The organism is Castellaniella caeni NBRC 101664 (assembly GCF_001592225.1).
Lineage (GTDB): Bacteria > Pseudomonadota > Gammaproteobacteria > Burkholderiales > Burkholderiaceae_B > Castellaniella > Castellaniella caeni.
In genome coordinates, this window is sequence record NZ_BCWN01000012.1 from 68299 (window position 1) to 91112 (window position 22814).

The 22814-nt window shown below is 66.1% G+C and carries 21 protein-coding genes and 1 tRNA gene; 12 read left to right on the forward strand and 10 right to left on the reverse strand.

Annotation, left to right across the window (positions count from 1 at the left end):
• Window positions 1-4 precede the first annotated feature (4 nt).
• The gene (locus tag CCA01S_RS09165) at window positions 5-1312 is read left to right on the forward strand and encodes a Dyp-type peroxidase (RefSeq protein ID WP_066457273.1); all 1308 of its coding nucleotides are present in this window, start codon (window positions 5-7) and stop codon (window positions 1310-1312) included.
• Window positions 1313-1338: 26 nt separating this feature from the next.
• Here CCA01S_RS09165 and CCA01S_RS09170 read toward each other — a convergent pair whose 3' ends face one another.
• Entirely contained in the window at window positions 1339-2160 is an 822-nt protein-coding gene (locus CCA01S_RS09170; RefSeq protein ID WP_084386641.1) for a helix-turn-helix transcriptional regulator, read from the reverse strand.
• A gap of 131 nt (window positions 2161-2291) precedes the next feature.
• On the opposite strand from CCA01S_RS09170, the gene CCA01S_RS09175 reads away from it, so the two are divergent.
• The 3 genes from CCA01S_RS09175 (at window position 2292) to CCA01S_RS09185 (ending at window position 5647) form a co-directional block, all read left to right on the forward strand.
• The gene (locus tag CCA01S_RS09175; RefSeq protein ID WP_066457275.1) at window positions 2292-3824 is read left to right on the forward strand and encodes an amino acid permease; all 1533 of its coding nucleotides are present in this window, start codon (window positions 2292-2294) and stop codon (window positions 3822-3824) included.
• A gap of 47 nt (window positions 3825-3871) precedes the next feature.
• Window positions 3872-4639: an SDR family NAD(P)-dependent oxidoreductase gene (locus tag CCA01S_RS09180; RefSeq protein ID WP_066457277.1), complete on the forward strand. Its 768-nt coding sequence runs from the start codon at window positions 3872-3874 to the stop codon at window positions 4637-4639.
• A 360-nt stretch (window positions 4640-4999) separates the two neighbouring features.
• Window positions 5000-5647 (forward strand): DsbA family oxidoreductase, encoded by a 648-nt coding sequence (locus CCA01S_RS09185; protein WP_066457279.1) that lies wholly within the window; start codon window positions 5000-5002, stop codon window positions 5645-5647.
• Between the two features lie 189 nt (window positions 5648-5836).
• Here CCA01S_RS09185 and CCA01S_RS09190 read toward each other — a convergent pair whose 3' ends face one another.
• Together CCA01S_RS09190 and CCA01S_RS15290 are read right to left on the reverse strand one after the other, a co-directional pair.
• Complete coding sequence (locus tag CCA01S_RS09190) at window positions 5837-6226, reverse strand: type II toxin-antitoxin system HicB family antitoxin (protein WP_066457282.1); 390 nt, start codon at window positions 6224-6226, stop codon at window positions 5837-5839.
• Window positions 6227-6246: 20 nt separating this feature from the next.
• Window positions 6247-6429, reverse strand: a complete 183-nt coding sequence (locus tag CCA01S_RS15290) for a type II toxin-antitoxin system HicA family toxin (protein ID WP_084386642.1) — start codon at window positions 6427-6429, stop codon at window positions 6247-6249.
• Between the two features lie 196 nt (window positions 6430-6625).
• On the opposite strand from CCA01S_RS15290, the gene CCA01S_RS15650 reads away from it, so the two are divergent.
• Window positions 6626-6871 carry a hypothetical protein gene (locus CCA01S_RS15650; protein WP_146030602.1) on the forward strand — a complete coding sequence of 82 codons (246 nt, stop codon included), beginning with the start codon at window positions 6626-6628 and terminating at the stop codon, window positions 6869-6871.
• 71 nt (window positions 6872-6942) lie between these two features.
• Here CCA01S_RS15650 and CCA01S_RS09195 read toward each other — a convergent pair.
• Window positions 6943-7027: transfer RNA gene (locus CCA01S_RS09195), tRNA-Leu, on the reverse strand.
• A 42-nt stretch (window positions 7028-7069) separates the two neighbouring features.
• Window positions 7070-8068, reverse strand: coding sequence for a GlxA family transcriptional regulator (locus CCA01S_RS09200; protein ID WP_066457284.1), 999 nt, complete (start codon window positions 8066-8068; stop codon window positions 7070-7072).
• A gap of 241 nt (window positions 8069-8309) precedes the next feature.
• On the opposite strand from CCA01S_RS09200, the gene CCA01S_RS09205 reads away from it, so the two are divergent.
• Window positions 8310-9722, forward strand: coding sequence for an L-serine ammonia-lyase (locus CCA01S_RS09205; RefSeq protein ID WP_066457287.1), 1413 nt, complete (start codon window positions 8310-8312; stop codon window positions 9720-9722).
• Here CCA01S_RS09205 and CCA01S_RS09210 read toward each other — a convergent pair.
• Complete coding sequence (locus CCA01S_RS09210) at window positions 9703-10659, reverse strand: EamA family transporter (protein ID WP_066457289.1); 957 nt, start codon at window positions 10657-10659, stop codon at window positions 9703-9705. The two genes, CCA01S_RS09205 and CCA01S_RS09210, sit on opposite strands and share 20 nt — an antisense overlap.
• A 98-nt stretch (window positions 10660-10757) precedes the next feature.
• Between CCA01S_RS09210 and CCA01S_RS09215 the strand changes: the two genes are divergently transcribed.
• Window positions 10758-11216, forward strand: coding sequence for a PaaI family thioesterase (locus CCA01S_RS09215; RefSeq protein WP_066457291.1), 459 nt, complete (start codon window positions 10758-10760; stop codon window positions 11214-11216).
• Window positions 11213-12205, forward strand: a complete 993-nt coding sequence (locus tag CCA01S_RS09220) for an LLM class flavin-dependent oxidoreductase (RefSeq protein ID WP_066457293.1) — start codon at window positions 11213-11215, stop codon at window positions 12203-12205. The genes CCA01S_RS09215 and CCA01S_RS09220 overlap by 4 nt, the downstream gene beginning before the upstream one ends.
• A gap of 51 nt (window positions 12206-12256) precedes the next feature.
• On the opposite strand, the gene nadE is transcribed toward CCA01S_RS09220, so the two are convergent.
• The 3 genes from nadE to CCA01S_RS09235 form a co-directional block, all read right to left on the reverse strand.
• Window positions 12257-13087 carry an NAD(+) synthase gene (gene nadE, locus CCA01S_RS09225; RefSeq protein WP_066457300.1) on the reverse strand — a complete coding sequence of 277 codons (831 nt, stop codon included), beginning with the start codon at window positions 13085-13087 and terminating at the stop codon, window positions 12257-12259.
• 158 nt (window positions 13088-13245) lie between these two features.
• Window positions 13246-14937: a dihydroxy-acid dehydratase gene (gene ilvD, locus CCA01S_RS09230; RefSeq protein ID WP_066457303.1), complete on the reverse strand. Its 1692-nt coding sequence runs from the start codon at window positions 14935-14937 to the stop codon at window positions 13246-13248.
• 181 nt (window positions 14938-15118) lie between these two features.
• Window positions 15119-15826 (reverse strand): Crp/Fnr family transcriptional regulator, encoded by a 708-nt coding sequence (locus CCA01S_RS09235; RefSeq protein WP_066457306.1) that lies wholly within the window; start codon window positions 15824-15826, stop codon window positions 15119-15121.
• Window positions 15827-15947: 121 nt separating this feature from the next.
• Between CCA01S_RS09235 and ppc the strand changes: the two genes are divergently transcribed.
• Both ppc and CCA01S_RS09245 read left to right on the forward strand, forming a co-directional pair.
• Window positions 15948-18797: a phosphoenolpyruvate carboxylase gene (gene ppc / locus CCA01S_RS09240; RefSeq protein WP_066457309.1), complete on the forward strand. Its 2850-nt coding sequence runs from the start codon at window positions 15948-15950 to the stop codon at window positions 18795-18797.
• A gap of 184 nt (window positions 18798-18981) precedes the next feature.
• Entirely contained in the window at window positions 18982-19629 is a 648-nt protein-coding gene (locus CCA01S_RS09245) for a carbonic anhydrase (protein ID WP_066457325.1), read from the forward strand.
• 99 nt (window positions 19630-19728) lie between these two features.
• On the opposite strand, the gene CCA01S_RS09250 is transcribed toward CCA01S_RS09245, so the two are convergent.
• Window positions 19729-20310: an NUDIX domain-containing protein gene (locus tag CCA01S_RS09250; RefSeq protein ID WP_066457383.1), complete on the reverse strand. Its 582-nt coding sequence runs from the start codon at window positions 20308-20310 to the stop codon at window positions 19729-19731.
• A 273-nt stretch (window positions 20311-20583) separates the two neighbouring features.
• Here CCA01S_RS09250 and CCA01S_RS09255 point away from each other — a divergent pair, with 273 nt between their 5' ends.
• Window positions 20584-21069 (forward strand): YcnI family copper-binding membrane protein, encoded by a 486-nt coding sequence (locus tag CCA01S_RS09255; RefSeq protein WP_066457327.1) that lies wholly within the window; start codon window positions 20584-20586, stop codon window positions 21067-21069.
• A gap of 13 nt (window positions 21070-21082) precedes the next feature.
• Window positions 21083-22723, forward strand: a complete 1641-nt coding sequence (locus CCA01S_RS09260; RefSeq protein WP_084386643.1) for a copper resistance CopC/CopD family protein — start codon at window positions 21083-21085, stop codon at window positions 22721-22723.
• Window positions 22724-22814: the final 91 nt, after the last annotated feature.

Here is a 22814-nt window from a genome sequence, read left to right on the forward strand (position 1 = left end):
CACCATGACGCACGACGCGGATCACCCGGCACGAGGCGCAGACGGGCGCATCTCACGCCGCAGCCTGCTGCTGGGGACGACGGCGCTGGGCGCCGTCCACGGTCTGATAGCGGCACGCGCCGCCCAGGCGGCCCCTACGGCAAACACAACAAACAGCGACGCCCCACCAGTGCAGCCCGCCGCCGACGCCGACACGATCACGCTGTCCAGCGCCTATGCCTTCTACGGCAACGGCGGCCAGGCGGGCATCATGACGCCGCCCCAGCGCTACGCGTTTTACATGACCTTCGACCTCACCACGACGCAGCGCGACGTGCTGCAGGTTCTGCTGGCGCGCTGGTCGGGCGCCATCGCCCAGATGATGCGCGGGCAGACCATCGGACGGGTGGAGCCCGACCGGCCCAGCGCGGTGGGCGAGGACACGGGCGAGGCGCTGGACTTGCACCCAGCCTCACTCACAGTCACGGTGGGCCTGGGATCACGCGTGTTCAGCGACACCTACGGGCTCGCGGACAAGCGGCCCGCACTGCTGCGCCCGCTCAAGCAGCTGCCCAGCGACGCCCTGCTGCCCGAGTTCACTGGCGGCGACCTGTCGCTGCAGGCCTGTGCCGACGACCCGCAGGTGACCTACCACGCGGTGCGCGACCTGGCCCGCATCGCCAAAGACCTGGGGGCCGCGTCCACGCGCTGGGCCGTGCTGGGCTTTGGGCGCGCATCATCCGGCAAAGGCCAGACCACGCCGCGCAACCTCTTTGGCTTTCGCGACGGCACGCGCAACATCCAGTCCGCCGAGGATTTCAAGCGCTTCGTCTGGGTGCAGGACGGCCCCGCCTGGCAGCGCCACGGCAGCTACCAGGTCGTGCGCAAAATCCAGATGCATATCGAAAACTGGGACACCGACCGCGTCAGCGACCAGAATGACATCTTTGGCCGCCACAAGGTGTCTGGCGCGCCGCTGAGCGGGCAGCACGAGTTCGACACGCCCGACTTCGGCCGGGAAGCCCCCGACGGCACGCTGGTGATCCCAGCGACGGCCCACATCCGCCTGGCCGCGCACGAAAACAACGGCGGCCTGAAGATACTGCGGCGCTCGTACAACTACACCGACGGCATCAACCGTGTCGGCCTGCTGGACGCGGGCCTGCTGTTCATCTGCTACCAGAACGACCCGGCCCACTTCGAAACCCTGCAAGCCCGGCTCGGGGCCTCCGATGCGCTCAACGAATACATCGCCCATATCGGCTCCGCCGTGTTCTTCGTCCCCCCCGCGCCGCAGCCAGGGCATTACATCGGCGAGCCGTTGTTTACGTGAGGGCGGCCCCGAAGGGGCGCGGATCCTCAATCAAAAATATGCTTGATGAACAAGCTGAACAGGCCCGACTGGTTGTATATCTGCAGCTTCGCGTAGATGTGTTTGCGGTGGTTCTTGACCGTGCCCTCGGACAGCCCCAGGTTGGCCGCGATCGACACCGTCGAGTGGCCGCGCAGGATCATGCTGGCGATCAGCCGCTCGCGCGCCGTCAGGACGTCGCCCCCGAACGTATCCATGGCCTGGCTGAGCCGCGCATCCTTGGGGTCTTTGCGCCCCGCATCATCGCTGGTCGGCAGCCGACCACGCCACTGGCTTTCCATGAGCGCAATGACGGTCGTCGCCGTTGACTGCAGCGCCGTGAATTCCGGCGGGGAAAACGGCGGATGGCCCCGCTGGCGCAACAGCGAATAGGCGATATAGGCCTCGCTCACCCGGGTGAAGAAAACGATTTCTTCCGCCAGCGCCCCTGTTTCCATCGAGATGCACGGGTGAAACTCGGGCGAGTTGTAGTAGTCCCCCTCGAAGAACTGGTCGGGTGCCAGCGCCGACAGGCGGTAAAGCCCCGTCGGCATGTCCCGGCGGCAGGCGTCGTAGACGGCGTCCAGCAGATATGTGCCGTTCAGATAGCTTGCCATGACCGCCGGGGTGGAGACCTGGTTCAGGCCGTCGTGGAGCAGCTGCGGACGGGCCCGCAGCGTGTACGAAAAGGTGCAGCTGATGTCGAAAGAGGCCACGCCGCGCAGCGCATCGTCCAGCGCGGGCGCGAACCGATCCGTGCCGATGGCCCGAATGAGGGAAGGCAGCGCGTCGGCCCATGGGCCCGAACGCGTCGTTCGCAGTGAATTCAAGGGATTTCTCCAGCGAGAGGACGACGGGGTTTCGGGTTGACCCTATGTCCCCTTGGGGACATAGACACCCCAACACGTCGAAACTTATCGTTAAGGCTGCCGAGAGGACATCGGTGGCCTAGGAGACAACCATGGGTGCAGACAAAATATCACAAGGCGGCGTCAACTATAAAGCAGTTGACGCCTCGTACTTCGAACGGCGCCAGCTCAGGCGCCACGCGGGTGTTTTCACGCTGTGGATGATGGGCGTGGGGGCGGTCATTGCGGGGGATTACTCGGGCTGGAACATCGGCCTGGCGGACGGCGGCTTCGGCGGCCTGCTGATCTCCCTGCTGGTGGTCGGCTTCATGTACGTCTGTCTGTGCGCGTCCATCGGCGAGATGAGCGCGGCCCTGCCGCACACCGGAGGCGCCTATTCCTTCGCGCGCACGGCGCTGGGGCCGTGGGGCGGGTACACCACGGGTCTGGCGGAAAACATCGAATTCGTGCTGGCGCCGGGCGGCAATATGTTCTTCATGAGCGCCTACCTCGCATCGATCACCGGGACGTCGATGGACTGGCTGCCCGTCTGGTGGATCGGCGGCTACGCCGTCATGCTGCTGCTCTCGACGCGCGGCATCGAGCTGACCATGCGCGTGCTGGTCTGGGTGACGGTCGCCGCGATCCTGGTGCTGGTCTTCTTTTTCGTCATCTCCATTCCCCAGGTGGACGTGGCGAAAAACGCCCTGAACATCGCCGAAGGCGGCGGGCTGCTGCCCGAGGGCAACGGCCCATGGTTGCCGTTCGGCATGACGGGGATACTCGCGACGCTGCCGTTCGCCGTCTACATGTTCCTCGCCGTCGAGCAGCTGCCGCTGGCGTCCGAAGAAGCCAAGAACCCCACGCGCGACATGCCGCGGGCGCTGTTGCTGTCCGTGGTCGCCCTCTTCTTCCTGGCGGTCGGCATGCTCTTCTTCAGTGCGTCGATCTCGACGGGCGCACACGCCCTGAGTTCGGCCAGCGACCTGCTGCTGGACAACTTCAAGGCGCTGCTGGGCGAAGGCTGGGCCAAGGTGCTGGCGCTGACCGCCGTCCTGGGCCTGGGGGCGAGCTTTTTCGCCGGCAGCTTCGCCTGCGGGCGCAACATCTACTCGCTGTCGCGGGCGGGCTATTTCCCCACGACGGTATCAGTCACCAACCCAAAAACACAGACACCCGACCGCGCGCTGGTGACGGGCTCCGGCTTGGCCCTGATCGCCCTGCTGGTCATCTGGTTCCTGGGCGGCAAAAACGACATCGCCTTCATGGGCGGCTTTCTCGTCAGCATGATCGGCTTCGCCGGCATGATTTCATACCTGCTGCAAAGCATCTCGTTCATCCGCCTGCGCCAGCGGTATCCATCCATCAAACGGCCTTTTGTCAGCCCGCTGGGCAACTTCGGCGCCTACGTCACGATCGTGGTGTGCCTGGTCACGTTGGGCTACCTGTTCGTCAATCCGCTCTACCAATGGGCAGCCATCACCGTGATGGTGTGGTATCTGGTCGGGCTGGCCTACTTCGCCTTCTACCGCCGCCACCGCCTGGTGCTGTCGCCCGAGGAAGAATTCGCCGTGACGGGGGGCGAGCATGGGCAATCGATCGAAGCGGTGGAAAGCGACCTGGCGACGCAACCCAACCACGCCTGAGCGCGCTGCCGCGCAGCGGCTGATTCGAACTTTTCATGGGTGCAAAAATGGCTGAAAGACTGAAAGGGAAAATGGCAATCATCTCGGGCGGAGCCAGCGGCATGGGCGCGGCCTCGGCCATCCTGTTCGCCCAGGAGGGCGCCAGGGTGGCCATCGTGGACAGAAACGAAGCCCTGGCGGCGCAAACGGTAGCCGCGATCCGGGCGGCGGGCGGAGAGGCCCGGGCCTGGCTGGCCGACGTCTCGGACGAACACGCCGTCAACACCACGGTCGCGGAAATCACTGCAGTCTTCGGCGCGGCGGACGTGCTGTTCAACCACGCGGGCACGATCCTCATCAAGCCCTTCCTGGACATCTCGCTGCACGATTGGGACTGGCTGCACGCCGTCAACGTGCGCTCGATGTTCCTGATGACGCGCGCGGCACTGCCGGCGATGATCGAGGCGGGCGGGGGCTCCATCATCTGCACGTCCTCCATCTCCGCCGTGGCAGCCACACCCGGCGAAGTGCTGTACGACACCACGAAGGGGGCCGTCCACATGTTCGCGCGGGCGATCGCCACCGAATTCCGCGACCGCAATATCCGCTGCAATGCGATCTGCCCCGGCTTCATCCGCACGCCCCACGGCCTGAGAGAAATCCACGAACTGGCCGCACAAGGGGTGGACGAATCCGGCGCCGCGCTCAAAGAGCGCCAGGGCCGCATCGGCGAACCGGAAGACGTCGCCAAGGCCGCGCTGTTTCTGGCCTGCGACGATTCCAGCTTCGTCACCGGCACCCACCTGTTCGTGGACAACGGGTTCACGGCAGCTTGATCAAGAACCCGGCAGCCATCTCAGAGCAGGCTCAAGCCGCGCAGCCACCATGCCTATTTGACATAATGTTGGAATACTGATATTTTGTACAGCTGTAGTGGCGGCACACGGTGTGCTGCCACGTTGCTTTGGGAGAAAACCATGTCAACACCTAAACGTGTCGCCTGGAAAGACATCGTCGCGCCACCACTCAACTGGCAAGCCCCAAAGATATCCGCTCAAGAATCCAAGTCAGACGAGACCAAACAAGACAAGAAAGAGCAAGGCTCTGATAAATAAGCCTCTTGTCGTCTGGCACGGGTGTCTGATCCCCCGCCTCCAGCCCGCCCGGCGGGCTGGGCCCAACAATAGAAACCAGACATGACTACCCATATCAAGATCGATTTCGTCTCCGACGTGTCTTGCCCCTGGTGCGCAGTGGGGTTGGGCTCGCTAGAACAGGCATTGTCCAGGGTCGATGGCGAAATCGAGGCAGAACTGCATTTCCAACCCTTCGAGCTGAACCCGGACATGCCCCCCGAAGGAGAGGACACCGTCGAACGCCTGTCGCACAAGTACGGCATGACGCCAGAGCAGGTTCGCCAAAATGGCGAACTGATCACGGCGCGGGGCCGCGAGGTCGGCTTCACTTTCAACATGGACAAGCGCACGCGCACCTACAACACCTTCGACGCACACCGACTGCTGCACTGGGCCGGTCTCGAAGGTCATCAGCTGGCCCTGAAACACGCCCTGCTGAAAGCTTATTTCACCGATGGCGAAAACCCCAGTGCGCACGACGTCCTGGTCAGGCTATGCCGCGAGTCGGGACTGAACCAGGATCGCGCACGCGAGATTCTGGGCTCCGACGAGTACGCGATCGACGTCCGGGCGCGCGAACGCTTTTACACCCAGCAGGGTATCAGCTCCGTCCCTTCCATCATCTTCAACGACCGGCACCTGATCCAGGGCGGCCAGGCCCCCGAGACCTTCGAGCGGGCGTTGCGGCAGCTTGCCGATGCCGGGTGAATCGATCTGAAGTCTCTGGTGCCGGGTATCAGAAAGCCACGCTGCCCGCCCCCAGCACCGACCAACGGTAATCCGCGCCAAACAGGCGATCCGCAGTGCGCTTCATGAACACCAGATTGTCCACCTCATCCGACACGGGCGGCGTGTGGATGGCGCCCGCGATGGCGCAGATGATGGTAGGTTGCGGAATTAGGCCTCGGCCATTTCCCGTTCTGCGGCTTTTGCCAGGAACGCGGAGCGCGACAGACGCTGAGCCTTGGCCACTGCATCAATACGATGCACGAGGTTTTCCGGCAGACTGATGTTTAGACGCACGGCTTTGGTGCTGACCTTAGACAGGTCAATATCAACCATCATCCAAAACCCCTCCTCGAAGTCCTCATTACCTTCCCAGGCCTCGGGTGCGCTGGGGCTGGGGATGGCTTCGGTTTCACCGTGAAAATGCGCCTCGACGGCTTCCTGGGCAGCGCGAGGAAGGTCTTGCAGCTCATCAGCACCGGCAAAGCAGCCGGGGAAGTCTGGAAAGGATGCGCCATAGGCGCTGTCGCGGTCCTTGTGTACGTGGATGGGATAGAGCATTTGGTTTTCTCCTGGCTTGCTTACCGCAGGCCGGCTTGTGTGAGGATGCTGCGCTGTGTGGCTAAAGGCAGATCCTTCTTTGGGTGCGGCACTGTGACCTTGCCGGGCTTGGTTGGGTGCTTGAACTGATGATGTGACCCAACGGTATGCGCGAGATACCAGCCGTCGGCTTTCAGTTGCTTGATGAGGTCTGCGCTGTTCATGTGTGTAATTGTACACACCACACAATGATACACAACATATTTATTCCGACCCCTCGTGGGTGCGGCGCAAGTCCTGCATCGCAGGCCGCCTGGGTTGATCGCCGGGCGATAGATTGTCTCCTCCCGGTGCTTCGGCATCGTTTCGCGCCCCGCTGAGTCGAGAGATTTGTGGGGCGCGGTGTTTTGGAGGTCCGTGGTGTTCGACTTTCTGGAATCGACGCTGAAAGCGGCCGCAAGTGTGGTGGTCGTGCCTGTCGCTGTGGCGGCGGATGTTGCCACGCTTCCGCAGGAGCTGCGGCGATATCTTGCCCCCTTTCGCATCAGGCATCTGACCTGGCCGACAGCGACGAAGCCGCATCAAAGCTGCTACAGCGACTCCAGCGTCAATTTGACTCGAAAACACTATCGCAGCAGGGCCACAAAACTGAAGGCCGTTCGCTGAAATGCGGAACACCGTGCAGAATAAATGTGGAACGTTGTAAATCATCAACTTCGCAAGTTGTTGATTTTAGATGGTGCCCGGGGCCGGAATCGAACCGGCACGCCTTGCGGCGGGGGATTTTGAGTCCCCTGCGTCTACCAATTTCACCACCCGGGCAGGGTCGGGGTGACAGAGCGCCACCCCGGAAAAGGATCGTTATTATACGGTGTTTTCGGCCTTCGCTGTTCGACGCCAGGTGCCGGGGGCCACGCCGTGCGCGGCCCGAAACAGGCGGCCCAGGTGGGCGGCGTCGGAGAAACCGCAATCAGAGGCGATGTCGGCGATGCTTTTGTCGGTGGAGCGCAGCATCCAGTCGGCCAGGCGCAGGCGCAAGGTGCGGGCATACGCCTGCGGCGTGGTGCCCAGGTGCGTCTTGAACAGACGCTGCAGCTGGCGGGGCGACAGCCCCAGGCGTGCCGCCAGATCGGGCAGGCTCAGGGCCTGGCCCGCATATTGCTGCATCAGCAATACGGCCCGGCGCACGGGCAAGGGGCTGTCGGCAGGCACATCTGGAGGCGGCGGCTGCACCTGGTGGCGCACTTCGCCCGGTTCGATCTGCAGGCAGCGCAGGGCGCGCCGCAGCTCGGCCTCGGGCACATGACGGCGCAACACGCGCACGGCCAGTTCGGTGACGGCAGCCCCACCCGAGCAGCTCAGGCGGCGGCGATCCTGCACCAGAGGGCGGTCGGTCACCAGCCAATCAGGCGAGATGGCAGGATGGCGCTGGATGAAATCGTCGTACATATCCGCGGCCACGCACAGGCGGTGGTTTTGCACGACCCCGGCCTGCGCCAGCGCGAACACGCCGTTGCACAGGCCCACCAGATAGCGCCCTCCGCGGGCGGCCTGGCGCAGCCAGGACAGCAAGCGCGGGCTGGCGGCTACGGCGGGCGTCAGTGGGCCGCCCACGACCACCACATAATCGAAACGCGCCGGGTTGCCCAGCAGGTCGCCCGGCACCACCTGGATGCCGCTGGCCGAGCGCACCGGCAGCAGCGTGTCGGCCACGACCTCCCAGGCGCAGGGCCCGGGAGCGTCGGATCGGGCGTCGAGCAGGCCCAGCAGATCGGCGAAACCGGCGAAGGCCCCCATCGAGAACTGGGGCATGAGGACAAACCCCAAGCGCACGGCCACGGCGCTTGAAACGTCAACTTTCATGGCGGACAAAAGACCTGAATGTCGTATTCATTATAAAAATAATGCTAATTAGTCGTTTTTATTCATTTCAACAAAATATAGATTTGATAAAGGCCAGCCGAACGCACCGAGGAAGACCAGTCAGATACCTGAATAATGTCGTTTTAATTCAAGATTGATTATGCCAAATGACTAGAATCACTGGCAATCCAAGGGTGCATCACAAGCACCCGGTTCATCTCTCAGGATCAGAATCTTCGCCATGGCTCTCTCTGTCTTCGATATCTTCAAGATCGGCATTGGCCCGTCCAGCTCGCACACCGTGGGGCCCATGCGGGCCGCGCGCAATTTCGCCCGCAACCTGGACGTGCGCGGCCTGCTGACGCAGGTGGCCAGTCTTGCCGTCCACTTGTATGGCTCCCTGGCCGAGACGGGGGCCGGTCACCGCACCGATATGGGCATCATGCTGGGCCTCATGGGCGAAGCCCCCGACACGGTCGATCCCGCCCTCATCAACACACTGGTGAACGCCGTCGATCAGACGCGCCAGCTGACGCTTTGGCGCAAGCACACGATCGCCTTCGACCCCAAGACGGCCTTCTCGGGCCGCGTCCAGCCCCTGCCCGAACACCCCAACGGCATGCGCTTCATCGCCCGCGACGCGCAGGGCACGGTCGTGCTCGACGAGCGCTATGTGTCGATCGGCGGTGGCTTCATCCGCGCGCTGGACAGCATCGAGACCGACGAGACCGTGCCCGAGCACGAGCCCATGCCCTACCCCTTTGCCAATGCCGCCGAACTCATGGCGCAATGCGCCCGGCACCAGCTCACCATCGCGCAATTGATGATGGCCAACGAGGCCACCCTGCGCCCGGCGGCCGAGGTGCGCGCGGGCGTGCTGCGCATCGCGCAGGTGATGGACGAGGCCATCGACCGCGGCTGCGGCCTGGCGGGTGCCATCGACGACGCCATCCTGCCCGGCGGCCTGAAGGTGCGCCGCCGGGCTCCGGCGCTGTACCACGAACTGCACGCCAAGTCGGCCGGGGCGAAATCACCCTACCCCGCCAATGCGGATGACGTGATGTTCGCCATGGATTGGGTCAATCTGTACGCCATGGCCGTCAACGAGGAAAACGCCGCCAGCGGCCGCGTCGTCACGGCGCCCACCAACGGGGCGTCCGGCCTGCTGCCCGCCGTGCTGCGCTACTACCGCACCTTCATCCCCGGATGGTCGGAAGATGGGGTGGTCGATTTTCTGCTCACGGCGGCCGCCATCGGCTTTCTCTACAAAGAAAACGCCTCGATCTCGGGCGCCGAAGTGGGCTGCCAGGGTGAGGTGGGCGTGGCCTGTTCGATGGCCGCCGCGGGGCTGACGGCGGTCCAGGGCGGCACGGTGGCCCAGGTGGAAAACGCCGCCGAGATCGGCATGGAACACAACCTGGGCCTCACCTGCGATCCGGTGGGCGGACTGGTGCAGATCCCCTGCATCGAGCGCAATGCCATGGGTGGCAACAAGGCCATCAACGCATCGCGCCTGGCTCTGCACGGCGACGGCAAGCACCATGTCACGCTGGACATGGTGATCGAGACCATGCGCCAGACGGGGGCCGACATGAAGTCGAAATACAAAGAAACCTCACGCGGCGGCCTGGCCGTCAACGTGGTGGAATGCTAAGCCCCGCGCGGATCACCCCCACGCTGGCCGCCACCACCAGCGCCACGCCCAGCATCTGGCCCAGGGCCATACCCTGCCCCAGGATCAGCCAGCCCGACACAGCGCCGATGGCGGGCTCCAGGCTCATCAGCACGCCAAAGGCGGCTGCCGGCAGGCGGCGCAGTGCCAGGATTTCCAGCACATAGGGCACCAGCGGCACCAGAATCGCCAAGCCTGCCGTGAGCAGCAGCTGCCACCATGGAAACAGCGCCGGGCCGGTCTCCAGCACGGCAAAGGGCAGCGACAGCACGGCCGCCGCCAGCAAGGACACGGCCAGGCCCTGCAAGCCCGGAAACCCGTGACCGACCTTTTTCATCATGACGATGTAGACGCCCCAGCCCGCCGCGGCCAGCAAGGCATAGGCAATGCCGACGGGATCGGCCCCATGACTGGCCTGGGCATCGCCCCATACCAGCAGCACGATGCCCACCGCCGCCATCAACGGCCAGGCCAGGGCGCGCCAGCCGCGCACCCCCAGGGCCGCCACCAGCAGCGGGCCGCAAAACTCGAGCGCTACCGTCAAGTGCTGCGACAGGCGCGCGATCGCCACGAAAAACGCCAGCGACATCGCGGCCATGGCGGCGCCCAGCACCAGCGCGGCACGCCATTGGGCCGCGCTGAAACGATGCAGAGGCGGGCGCACGAACAGGCACAGCAGGACGGCGGCCCAGCACAACCGCAGGCTGGATGTGCTCAGCGGCCCATAGTCGTGGATGACGGGAACCGCCAGCGAAACCCCCACCTGGACGCTCGTCATGGACGCCACAGCCATCGCCACCGCCAGCCAGCGCCCGCCCCCGCGCACAGCGCGAATCGTGCCCGCGGCCAAGGGCGGCGCGGTGTCCGCAGCGGCGCGCCGGGCGGCCTGCGACGCGGGCGCGGCATCGGTTTGGGACACAGGCGAAAATGGCTTATCGTTGGACACGGATTTGAACGCAGCAACAAAGTTTCCCGGCAACACCGCCAGCCGGGATCACGACTATACAGGACTCCCCGATGACACTCTCCCGCACCGCCGACACCCTGGACGCCGCCGCCCTGCGCGACCGCATCCAGACCCTCTTCGACCGCTCGGGCCTGATGCGGCACCTGGGCGCCCGACTGGGCGAGGTGGCGCCAGGCCGCGTACACGTGCATCTGCCTTTCGCGCCCACGCTCACACAACACCTGGGGCTGTTTCACGCGGGCGCCACATCCACCATCGCCGACGCGGCCGGGGGCTTTGCCGCCATGACCCAGGCCCCCGACGGCCACACCGTGCTGTCGGTGGAATTCAAGATCAACCTGCTGGCCCCCGCGCGCGGCGAATCCCTGGAAGCCATCGGCCAGGTCATCCGCACGGGCCGCACCCTGACCATCGTCCAGGTGGACGTCCACGCCCTGAACGCGGGCAAGACGACCCCTGTGGCACTGATGCAGCAAACCATCATCAACGTACCGGATCGCACGTCATGAACCAGACCATCCCCTTTTCAGTGCTCGACCTCGCGCCCATCTGCGAGGGCGGCAGCGCCGGCCAGTCGTTCGCGCACACTGTTGACCTGGCGCAGCACGCCGAAGCCTGGGGCTACCGGCGCTTCTGGATGGCCGAGCACCACGGCATGCCGGGCATCGCCAGCGCAGCCACGGCGGTGCTGCTGGCGCACGTGGCCGCCGCCACCGCGCACATCCGCGTGGGCGCGGGCGGCATCATGCTGCCCAACCACTCGCCCCTGGTGATCGCCGAACAGTTCGGCACGCTCGAAGCCCTGCATCCGGGCCGCATCGACCTCGGCCTGGGACGGGCACCGGGCTCGGACCAGACCACGGCGCGCGCCCTGCGCCGCAGCCTGAACACCGACCCGGACGCTTTCCCGCGCGACGTGGTCGAGCTCATGAACTACTTCGACGGCAGCAACCCCGTGCGCGCAGTGCCGGGAGAAGGCCACCGCGTGCCGATCTGGATCCTGGGCTCCAGCCTGTTCGGCGCCCAGCTGGCAGCCGCCCTGGGCCTGCCCTACGCCTTCGCCTCGCACTTCGCCCCGGCGCAGATGATGGACGCTATCCGCGTCTACCGGCAGCACTTCACGCCCTCGGCCTTCCTGGACAAGCCCTACGTCATGCTGGGCTACAACGTCTTTGCCGCGGACACCGACGAGCAGGCGCGCTTGCTGGCCACCTCGTGGCAGCAGTCTTTTGTGAACCTGCGCACCGGGCGCCCTGGGCGCCTGCCGGCTCCCGTCAAAGGCTATTACGACAGCCTGCCGCCCGCCGCGCGCGAGCTGCTCGACCACATCCTGTCGTGCGCCGCGGTCGGCGCCCCGGAATCAGTCGCCGCGCAGATGAACGCCTTCGTGGCCCGCACGGGGGCCGACGAGCTGATGATCACCTGCAATATGTACGACCATGCCGCCCGGCTGCGCTCGTATGAAATCGTGGGTGAAATCACACAGCAGGCGCGCTAACACCCGTCCAAAGCGCAGGGCCGCCCGCGATTGACGAGCAGCCCCGTGCTTTCAAGGCGCGATCGGCAGCGCCCGCTTGTGGGCGCTGCGCTGCCAGGTGCTGACGATGGTGTCGAACACATCCAGCGGCACCTCGCGGCCTTCGAGAAAATCGTCGATCTGCTCATAGCTGACACCAAAGGCGTCTTCGTCAGGCTTGAGCGGCTTGAGCAGTTCGAGATCGGCGGTGGGCACCTTGAACACCAGCGCTTGCGGCGCCCCCATCACCGATGCCAGGGCCCGCACGCGCCGCTTGTTCAGCCCGGCCAACGGCGTGACGTCGGCGGCGCCGTCGCCAAACTTGGTGAAAAAGCCCATCAGGGCCTCGGCGGCGTGGTCGGTGCCCACCACCAGGCCGCCGCGCGCACCCGCCACGGCATACTGGGCAATCATGCGCTGGCGCGCCTTGATGTTGCCATGCAGGAAATCCTGCTGGGCGGCGTCCCGAAAGCCCTGACCCGAGGCCTGCACCGCGGCCAGCATGGCGTCCGCGGCGGGACGCACGTCCACCGTGAGCACCTCGTCGGGCTTGATGACCGCCAGGCCCGCCTGGGCATCGGCCTCGTCGAGCTGCGTGCCATAGGGCAGGCGCATGGCGACGAACCGGGCGTCACCGCCCTGATCGCGCACGCGCTGTACGGCGCGCTGCGCCAGGCAGCCGGCGGTCAGGGAATCGACCCCGCCGCTGATGCCCAGCACCAGCGCCCGTGCGCCAGTGGTTTGCAGCAACTTGGTCAGAAACGCAATACGGCGTTCGAGTTCGGCGGACACGCTGAACAGATCCTGCATGCCCAGGCTCAGGCGAATCCGCAATTGCAAGGTACGTTGATCGTGGGTGAGCATGGGCATCTCCTACAAACAAGGGCGCCCACGGTCTGTGGGCGCCCGGCAAGCTGATTGAACGATCGGCTCAAGCGTGACCGCCCGAACACACCGGCCAACACGCGGGCTTTGGCGCCAGCGCGACCCCGCGCCCGGACGCGGTCAGCCCGGGCGGCGGTTCAGGAGCGGTCGTCGAAGCGGTCGAGCACGGCGCCCAGGCTGGCATCCGAGCAGTTGAAGGCGAACTTGGCCTGCACGCCGCGCGTGTAGCGCGGCGCAGGCGGCGTCCAGGCCGCGCGGCGCTTGGCCAGCACCTCGTCGGACACATTGACCTGCAAAAGCTGCTTGTGCGCGTCGATGGTGATGGAATCGCCCTCTTCGACCAGCGCAATGGTGCCGCCCGTGGCCGCCTCGGGAGCCACGTGGCCCACGACCATGCCCCAGGTGCCGCCCGAGAAGCGCCCGTCGGTGATGAGGCCGACGGAATCGCCCAGGCCCTCGCCCACCAGCGCGCTGGTGGGGGCCAGCATTTCGGGCATGCCCGGGCCGCCCTTGGGCCCCAGGTAGCGCAGCACCATGACGTCGCCCGCGTGAATCTGGCCTGCCAGAATGGCGTCCATGGCGGATTGCTCGTCGTTGAAGACGCGCGCCGGGCCGGTGATGGCCGGGTTCTTCAGGCCGGTGATCTTGGCCACGGCGCCCAGTTCGGCCAGGTTGCCCTTGAGAATCGCCAGGTGGCCTTCGGGATACAGGGCCTTGTCGAGCGTGTGGATGACGTCCTGGTCGGCGCGCGGCACGTCGGGGATGTCGGCCAGCGTCTCGGCAATGGTCTTGCCGGTGATGGTCATGCAGTCGCCATGCAGCAGGCCGGCGTTGAGCAGCAGCTTCATCACTTGCGGAATGCCGCCCGCCTGGTGGAAATCGACCACCAGATACTTGCCGCTGGGCTTGAGGTCGCAGATGACGGGCACGCGACGACGCACGCGTTCGAAGTCGTCGATCGTCCATTCGACCTCGGCGGCGTGGGCGATGGCCAGGATATGCAGCACGGCATTGGTGGAGCCGCCCGTGGCCATGACCACGGCCACGGCGTTTTCGATGGACTTGCGCGTGACGATGTCGCGCGGCTTGATGTCTTTCTTGACGGCCTCGATGAGCACCCGGGCCGATTCGGCGGCGGAGTCGATCTTTTCCTGGTGCACGTTGGCCATGGTGGACGAATACGGCAGGCTCATGCCCATGGCTTCGAAGGAAGAGCTCATGGTGTTGGCCGTGTACATGCCGCCGCACGAACCGCTGCACGGAATGGCGTGGGTTTCGATGTTGTGCAGATCGACCTCGGACATGCGCCCGGCGGCGTGCTCGCCCACGGCTTCGAAGACGCTGACGATGTTGAGGTCTTGCCCGCAGTAGCTGCCCGGCAGGATGGTGCCGCCATACACATAGATGGAAGGCACGTTGGCGCGCAACATGCCCATCATGCCGCCCGGCATGTTCTTGTCGCAGCCGCCGATCACCAGCACGCCATCCATCCACTGGCCTTGCACGCAGGTTTCGACGCAGTCGGCGATGACTTCGCGCGACACCAGCGAATACTTCATGCCTTCGGTGCCCATGGCCATGCCGTCGGAAATGGTGGGGGTGCCGAACATCTGCGGATTGCCGCCCGCCGCCTTGATGGCTTCGTTGGCCGCGTCGGCCAGGGGCTGCAGGCCGCTGTTACAGGGGGTGATGGTGCTTTGCCCGTTGGCGATGCCGATCATGGGCTTGTTGAAGTCGTCCTCGGTATAGCCCAGGGCGTAGTACATGGAGCGGTTGGGGGCACGAGCCACACCCTGGGTGATGTGGGATGAGCGCAGAGGCTTGGACATGATCGAATCCTTACGGGTTATATCGGCAAACAATCTTCAAGTTTACGGCTTGTTGATGCGCATTGCAGGAATGGCCGCTTGAAAATACGGCTATTGACGCCAATAGCCGCAGGACGGGCTTCCCAAGAAGGCCAGCAGGCCACCCGGCAGAACGCGCACCGGGCAAGCACCGCAACCCCGCTCAAAAACGTCGCCGGGCCGCCTGGACGAGCGTTTCGAGGAATTCGGGATCGAGCAGAACCCAGTTGCGCCGGGCCCCGGCTATCCTGCCCTGCGACACCCAATCGGCCAGCAGGCGGCTGAGCGTCTCGGCTCGCACCCCCAGATGCACCGCCAGCTGACGCTGCGTGAGGGGCAGATGCACGCTTTGCCGTGTGCCGCCCGACAGGCGCAGCAGGTAGTCGGCCAGGCGCTGCGCCGCCGTGCTCTCGCTGTACCACTCGACCTCGTTCACCCGCGCATAGACCCGGTCGCTCAGGCGCGTCAGCAGCCGCTTGGCCAGCTCGGGCCACAGACGCACGGCCTCTTGCAGCCCGGCGCGCTTGAGACACTGCACCACGCCGTCGCTGCGGGCGCGCGCCTCCATGGGATAGCGGCCATGCGTCATGAACATGGCGGTCTCGGCCAGCAGCTGCCCAGGCTGGAAAATCTGGAACACGCGTTCCTGGGCGTCTTGCGTATGGCGCAGCACCTCGACGCTGCCGCTGAGCACGTACAGGTACTCGACGGCGTCCTCGCCCTCGCGAAACAGCACCTCGGCGGCCTGCACGTGCAGGATGGCGGCATCGCGCAGCAGCAGCTGCACGACGTCTTCGGGCACCCCGTGAAACAGGGTATGGCCCAGTACCTGTCGCGGTGATTGCGCGGTTTGTTCAAATTTCACAGTCATCACACAGTCATCATCAATAAGCGTCATATACGCCCTGCGGCCTTCGGCCTAATGCGCTTATGATAAGTGACGCTGCCCGTCCGGGCAGCCCCCTTCAAATCAGCAACCTCCTGGAGACCCCGTGAAGCCTTCCGCACCAGCCGACGCCATTTCTCCCTTGCGACAGGATATCCGACTCCTGGGACGAACGTTGGGAGAGGTCATCCGCGAGTGCGAGGGCCGCGCCGTCTTCGACGTCATCGAAAAACTGCGCCGGGCCGCGGTGAAGTTTCGCCGCGAGGGGCTGGCCAGCGACGGGCGCACGCTCGAGCAGCAAATCCGCCACCTGGCCGACGGCGAGGCCAACTCGGTGGTGCGCGCGTTCAGCTATTTCCTGCACCTGTCGAACATCGCCGAAGACCGCGACCAGACCCGCCGCCAGCGCCTGCAATGGCAAACCGAAGGCACGGCCACCCCTGGCAGCCTGCGGCACACGGTCGAGCAGCTCACCGCCGACGGCCTGTCGGGCAAGCAGATCCGCCAGCACCTGACCCAGGCCTGCATCGTGCCGGTGCTCACCGCCCACCCCACCGAAGTGCAGCGCAAGAGCACCCTCGACCTGCACCAGGCCATTGCCCAGCACCTGCGTCTGCTCGACGGCCTGCAAAGCCCACAAGAAACCGCCCACACGCACGAACGGCTCACCGGGCTGATCGCCGCGCTCTGGCAAACGCGCATGCTGCGCCAGACCAAGCTCACCGTGCTGGACGAAATCGACAACGCGCTCACTTACTACACCAGCACCTTCTTCAGCACCCTGCCGCAGCTGCACCTCGACATGAACGCCCTGCTGCGCAAACCGGCCAAATCCGTGTTCGACGTGGACAACACCCCGCTGCCGCCCTTCGTGCACATGGGCAGCTGGATTGGCGGCGACCGCGACGGCAACCCCAACGTCAACGCCGACACGCTCGAACAGGCGCTGCTGCGCCAGTGCGCGCACGTCCTGCGCTACTACCTCACCGAAGTCCACGAACTGGGGGTCGAACTCTCGGTCTCGCAGTCGCTCACGCAGGTGACGCCCGCCCTGGCCAAACTGGCGGCAGCCAGCCAGGATCCCTCCAGCCACCGGCAGGACGAACCCTACCGGCGCGCCTGCATCCACATCTATGCCCGGCTCGCGGCCAGCGCCGTGGCGCTCACGGGCCGCCGCCTGGCGCGGCGCAACAGCTACGACGCGCCGGTGTACGCCAGCGCCGCCGAACTGGCCGCCGACCTGCGCACCGTGTGCGAATCGCTCGACGGCCACCACGGCGCACTGGTCGCGCGCCTGCGCTTGGCCCACCTGTGCCAGGCCGTCGAAATCTTTGGCTTCCATCTGGCCACGGTCGATCTGCGGCAAACATCGGACGTGCACGAGCGCGTGCTCGACGAGCTGATGCGCCACGCGGGCGTCACACTCGACGGCCAGCCCGTGTGCTACGCCAGGCTGTCCGAAGACGAACGCATCCGCGTGCTGCGGCAAGAACTCGGCGAACCGCGCCCCCTGGTGTCGCCCTGGGTCGAATATTCCGCCGAAACCAGCAAAGAGCTGGCCATCCTGCGCATGGCGGCCGACTGCCGCCGCCGCTTCGGGGCCGCGGCCCTGCGCCAGTACATCATCTCGCATACCGAAACACTCAGCGACCTGCTCGAAGTGCTGGTGCTGCAACAGGAAACCGGGCTGCTGGCACCCACCATCGCGCATGCCACCGCACAAGAAGGCCTGATGGTGGTGCCGCTCTTTGAAACCATCCCCGACCTCGAACGCGGCCCGGAAATCATGGACGCCTGGCTCTCGCTGCCCGAAGTCGGCGGGCGGGTGCGCGAGGCGCAGCACGGCATCCAGGAAGTCATGCTGGGCTACTCCGACAGCAACAAAGACGGCGGCTATCTGACGTCCAACTGGTCGCTCTACCAGACCGAGCGGCGGCTGGTCGAGGTCTTCAAAAAACACCACACGCGCCTGCGCCTGTTTCACGGGCGCGGCGGCTCGGTGGGCCGGGGCGGCGGCCCCAGCTACAACTCCATCCTGTCGCAGCCCCCGGGCACCGTCAACAACCAGATCCGCCTCACCGAGCAGGGCGAGATCATCCAAAGCCGCTACAAAGACGCCGAGGTGGGTCGCTCGCACCTCGAACTTTTCGTCGCCGCCACGCTCGAAGCCAGCCTGGCGGGCACGCCGACCACGCAACACGAAGACCAGCACGCGGCCCAGTACGGCGAGGCCATGGCCTGGATGTCCGACATCGCCCGCCAGGCCTACCGCGACCTGGTCTACGGCACGGAAGGCTTCACCGATTATTTCTTCGCCTCCACGCCCATCCGTGAAATCGCCGGGCTCAACATCGGCTCGCGCCCCTCGTCGCGCAAGGCCATGCAGCGCATCGAAGACCTGCGCGCCATCCCCTGGTCATTTTCCTGGGCCCAGTGCCGCCTGCCGCTGCCCGGCTGGTACGGCATGGGCACCGCCCTCGCCCGCTATCTCGACGAAGGCGGCCCGGATCAGGCCCTCAGCCGCGCGCAGCGCGCGCAACGCCTGCAATCCATGGCACACGACTGGCCGTTCTTTCGCACGCTGCTCTCCAATATGGAACAGGTGCTGGCCAAGACCGATCTCATCATCGGCAAGGCCTACGCCGAACTCGTGCCCGACGCCGCCGTGCGCGAGGCCATCTTCCCGCGCATCGAGGCCGAATACCACCGCACGCGCCAGGCGTTCGAAACCATCACCGGCCACGAACTGCTGGCCCACGACGAGCCCCTGCGCGCCGCCCTGGCCGAACGCTTCGCCTACATCGACCCGCTCAACCACCTGCAAGTCGAACTCCTGCGCCGCATGCGCTCGGGCACGGCCTCGGCCCACCGCGCCAACGAACAGGAATCCCGCGACCAGCGCGCCATCCACATGACCATCAACGGCATCGCCGCCGGCCTGAGAAACTCGGGGTGAGACAGGACTGCCAATAGCCCCTGCGGGCTATTGGCAGCCTGTCGAACCGGAGCGGCCTGCAGGCCGCTCCGTGGGGAGAGCGCTGGCACTGACACCGTCCCTGCGGACGGTTTTTTGCCTGTTTCATCCGAGTGGCCTGCAGGCCGTAAAATCCCCCTCCAGACCAAGAGAAAGGACATCCACCGTGTTCCCGAAACGCCTCACCGATGGCTATACCTCCTTCCTGCATGGCCGCCTTGCCGCGGAACGCGCCCGCTACCTCGACCTGGCCGAGCACGGCCAGCATCCCGACATCATGCTCATCACCTGCGGCGACTCGCGCGTCGCGCCCGAAACCATTTTCGACGCCGGCCCCGGCGAAATGTTCGTGGTACGCAACATCGCTGGCATCGTGCCGCCCTGCGACGAGCACCCCGAGACCGCCTTTCACGGCACCAGCGCCTGCATCGAATTTTGCGTCAACGCCCTGGAAGTCGGCCACATCGTCGTCATGGGGCACGCCAGCTGCGGCGGCGTGGCGGCCTACGCCAACAAGGCCGAGCCGCTCTCCAAGCCGGACTTCATCGGCAAGTGGATGTCGCAGATCAAGCCCGTGGCGGACAAAGTCGGCCCGCAAACGGGCGCGCGCGCCGAGTGGATCCGCCGGATGGAATGGGGCGTCGTCGAGTACAGCCTGGACAACCTCATGACCTTCCCCGCCGTGCGCGAACGGGTCGCGGCGGGCACCCTGACCTTGCACGGCGCCTATTTCGGCGTCGCCACCGGGGTGCTCTTCATCCGTGACCCCGCAACCGGCCAGTTCCAGCCCTATGTAGAAGAATCCCGGGACTGAAAGAAACGGAAACAGAAACGCGCGAGGTTTGCGGGCCTGTGTGGCGCGTCAGCCCGCGCGCTGCTGCGCAGCCGCTGGGCATGACCGCATATCGGCCGTCTACACCAGCTGCCAGTCCAGCGCCCAGGCGCCCGAACGCACATTCTGCAGCCACAGGGCGCAGCTGAGCGTCTTGGCGTCCGTCACGCCGCCCCGGCGGCAGGCCTCGAAAAAGGCCTCGTCCGACAGGGCATGCGTATCGAGAAATTCGTCCACATCAAGGTGGCGCGGCCCGGCCCGCAGGTCGCGGGCGAAAAAGACGTGGATCACCTCGGTGGAATAGGCGATCGCCAGGTGCAGGTCGCCCGCGTGCGCCCACTGCCCGGCGGCATAGCCGGTTTCTTCCAGAAGTTCGCGCTGGGCGCAGAGCCAGGGGTCTTCGTCGGGTTCGAGCTTGCCCGCCGGAAATTCGGTCATCACGCGCCCAACGGGATAGCGGAACTGGCGCTCCAGCAGCACATGGTCGTCATCAAGCAGCGGGATGACCACCACGGCCCCCGGGTGGATGATGTATTCGCGCGTAGAGGTGCCGCCATCGGGCAGGCGCACGGTATCGCGGCGCGCCTTCAGGAAGCCACCCTCGCACAGCACTTCGCTGGACAGCCGGGTTTCCAGCAAATGATGATCGGACAGATCGGACATGGAATGCTCGCCCGGGCGGCGCACGGTGGTCGGCGCGGCCTGTCGGCGAGAAGAAAGGGCCAAGACTCTGACAATATACACGGAAAGCAACACGCCCCCGACCAGCGACAAGCCGCGCGCCCGGCGGATGCGCCTATACTTGTCGCTGGCCCGCAGCGGCACGCTCCCCACGCCGGGCCCGCGCCGGTGCGTCGGCATCCGGCGCGGGCCCGGCGCAGCCTTTTTGGCCGCCGTCCCCGGCGCCCTTTCTACCCGTCACACTAGGTTCGTTCGATGAAGTTCGCACTCCTGATCAGCCCCCTTTTCCTGGTCGGCATGGTTTCCGCGGCCCAGGCCCACATCACCTTTGAAAACCACCAGGCCGCCGTCGGCGGCACGGTCAAGGCCGTCTTGCAGGTGGGCCACGGCTGCGAGGGCTCGGACACGACCCGCATCCGCGTGCGCATCCCCGAAGGCGTACTCAGCGCCAAGCCACAGCCCAAGGCGGGCTGGACGCTGGCCGTCACCCCGGACGCCGCGGGCGGCGTGCGCGAAATCGCCTGGACGGGCGACCTGCCCGATGCCTGGTACGACGAATTCACCTTCCGCGCCACCCTGGCCTCCACGCTCAAGGTGGGCGACACCCTGTATTTTCCCGTCGTACAAGAATGCAAAAAAGGCGTCGCCCGCTGGATCGACACCTCGGGCAAGGCGCACGCCGATGGCCCCGCCCCCGGCCTCAAGCTGACCGCCCCCACGAGCACCGGCCACCACCACTGAGCGCAGGTTCGCCTTGAAACGCCTTTTGCCATTTTTCTGGTGCCTGATCCTCTGGCCCCAGATCGTGTGGGGGCACGCGGCGCTCGTCGCCACCTCGCTCACCCCCGGCGCCGTGCTTGCCCAGGCCCCGACTGAAATCAGCCTGGCCTTCAACGAAGCCATCACGGTCACGCAAGTCCAGCTCATCGACCCCAGCGGGGCCAGGCTCGCCACGCACGTCATTCAGGACGCCCCCACGGAAATCCGCATTCCGGTGCCCGCCGACCCAGCCACAGGCACCTACCTGCTCAGCTGGCGCGTGGTGTCCGCCGACGGGCATCCGGTCGGTGGCGCGCTGGATTACGCCATCGGCACGCCCAGCGCCCAAGGCCTCGCCCAGGACACAGGCACCTCCACGGCGCGCGACGACCTCATCTGGCTGGCCCGCTGGCTCGGCTATCTGTGCCTGTTCGCCGCCAGCGGCGCAGCCCTCTTCCGCCTGCTCAACCCCGCCGACACGCAAGGCTGGGCCCGTCCCTTCGTCAAGCTGGGCATCGCGCTCCTGCCCGTCAGCCTGGTCCTGCAGGGGCTGGATCTGCGCGGCGCGCCCTGGTCGGGCCTGGTCGGGCTCGACGTCTGGCAGACCGCGCTTGACAGCCGCTATGCTTGGACGCTGGGCCTGATGCTGCTGGCCCTGCTGGCGGCCAGCCAGGCCATTGGCCGCCCGGCAGGGCCGCTGCAGCGGCTCATGGCCGCCGCCAGCCCGCTGCTGGCCGCCGTCTCGCTGGCCGCCAGCGGCCACGCCAGCACCGCCAGCCCACAATGGCTGGCGCGGCCCGCCGTGGCCGTGCACGGGCTCATGGCCATCGCCTGGCTGGGTACGCTGGTGCCGCTGATGCGTTCTCTGCGGGAGCCATCCGCCCGGCACACGGCGGCGCAGCACCTGCTGGACAGGCCATCGGCGATCATGCCCCTGGCCTGCTATGCGCGCTGGATCCCATCTGTCGTGATGCTGCTGATCGGCACGGGACTGGTGCTCGCCGGCCTGCAGCTGGATCAGCCTGGCGACCTCTGGCACACCGCCTATGGCCGCGTTTTGCTGGCCAAGCTGGTGCTGGTCGTCCTGCTGCTGTCGATCGCCGCGCGCAACCGCTGGCGCCTCACCCAGGCCAGCCTCGGCGGCACCCCCGGCGCGCGGCAGTCCCTGGTGCGCAGCATCGCGCTGGAAGCGCTGATCGCCGTCGTCCTGCTGGCCGTACTTTCGCTGTGGCGCTTCACACCGCCGCCGCGCAGCCTCGACGCCGGCCTGGGCCTGGTGCGCACAGCCACGCAGAACCTCGGCTTCCCGGAGACGCTGGAAAACCGCCAGGTGCGCGCCACGCTGTCGCCCAATTCGGGCAACATCTGGTCGATCCGCCTGCAGACGCCGGACAAGGCGGCCTTTCCGGCCCAGGCGGTCACGCTCGTGCTCACCAATCCCGCCGAAGGCATCGAAGCGCTGACGCGGCCCGCCCGGCTGCTGTCCGGGGGGCTCTGGCGCGTCAGCCTGCCCACCCTGCCGACGGCGGGCCACTGGCAGGTGGCGCTGGACATCCTGGTAAACGACTTCGACCAGATCACGCTGGACGGCCCGGCGCCACCCGCCGCGCCCGCACCGGCCAGCACGACGCACTGAGCCCGCGCCTGGCCCCGGCAATCGCCGGGGCCAGGGATTCACCCCAACAATCCCCCGGCACGGCGGCAAAGCGCCGCCATGCCGGGACTTC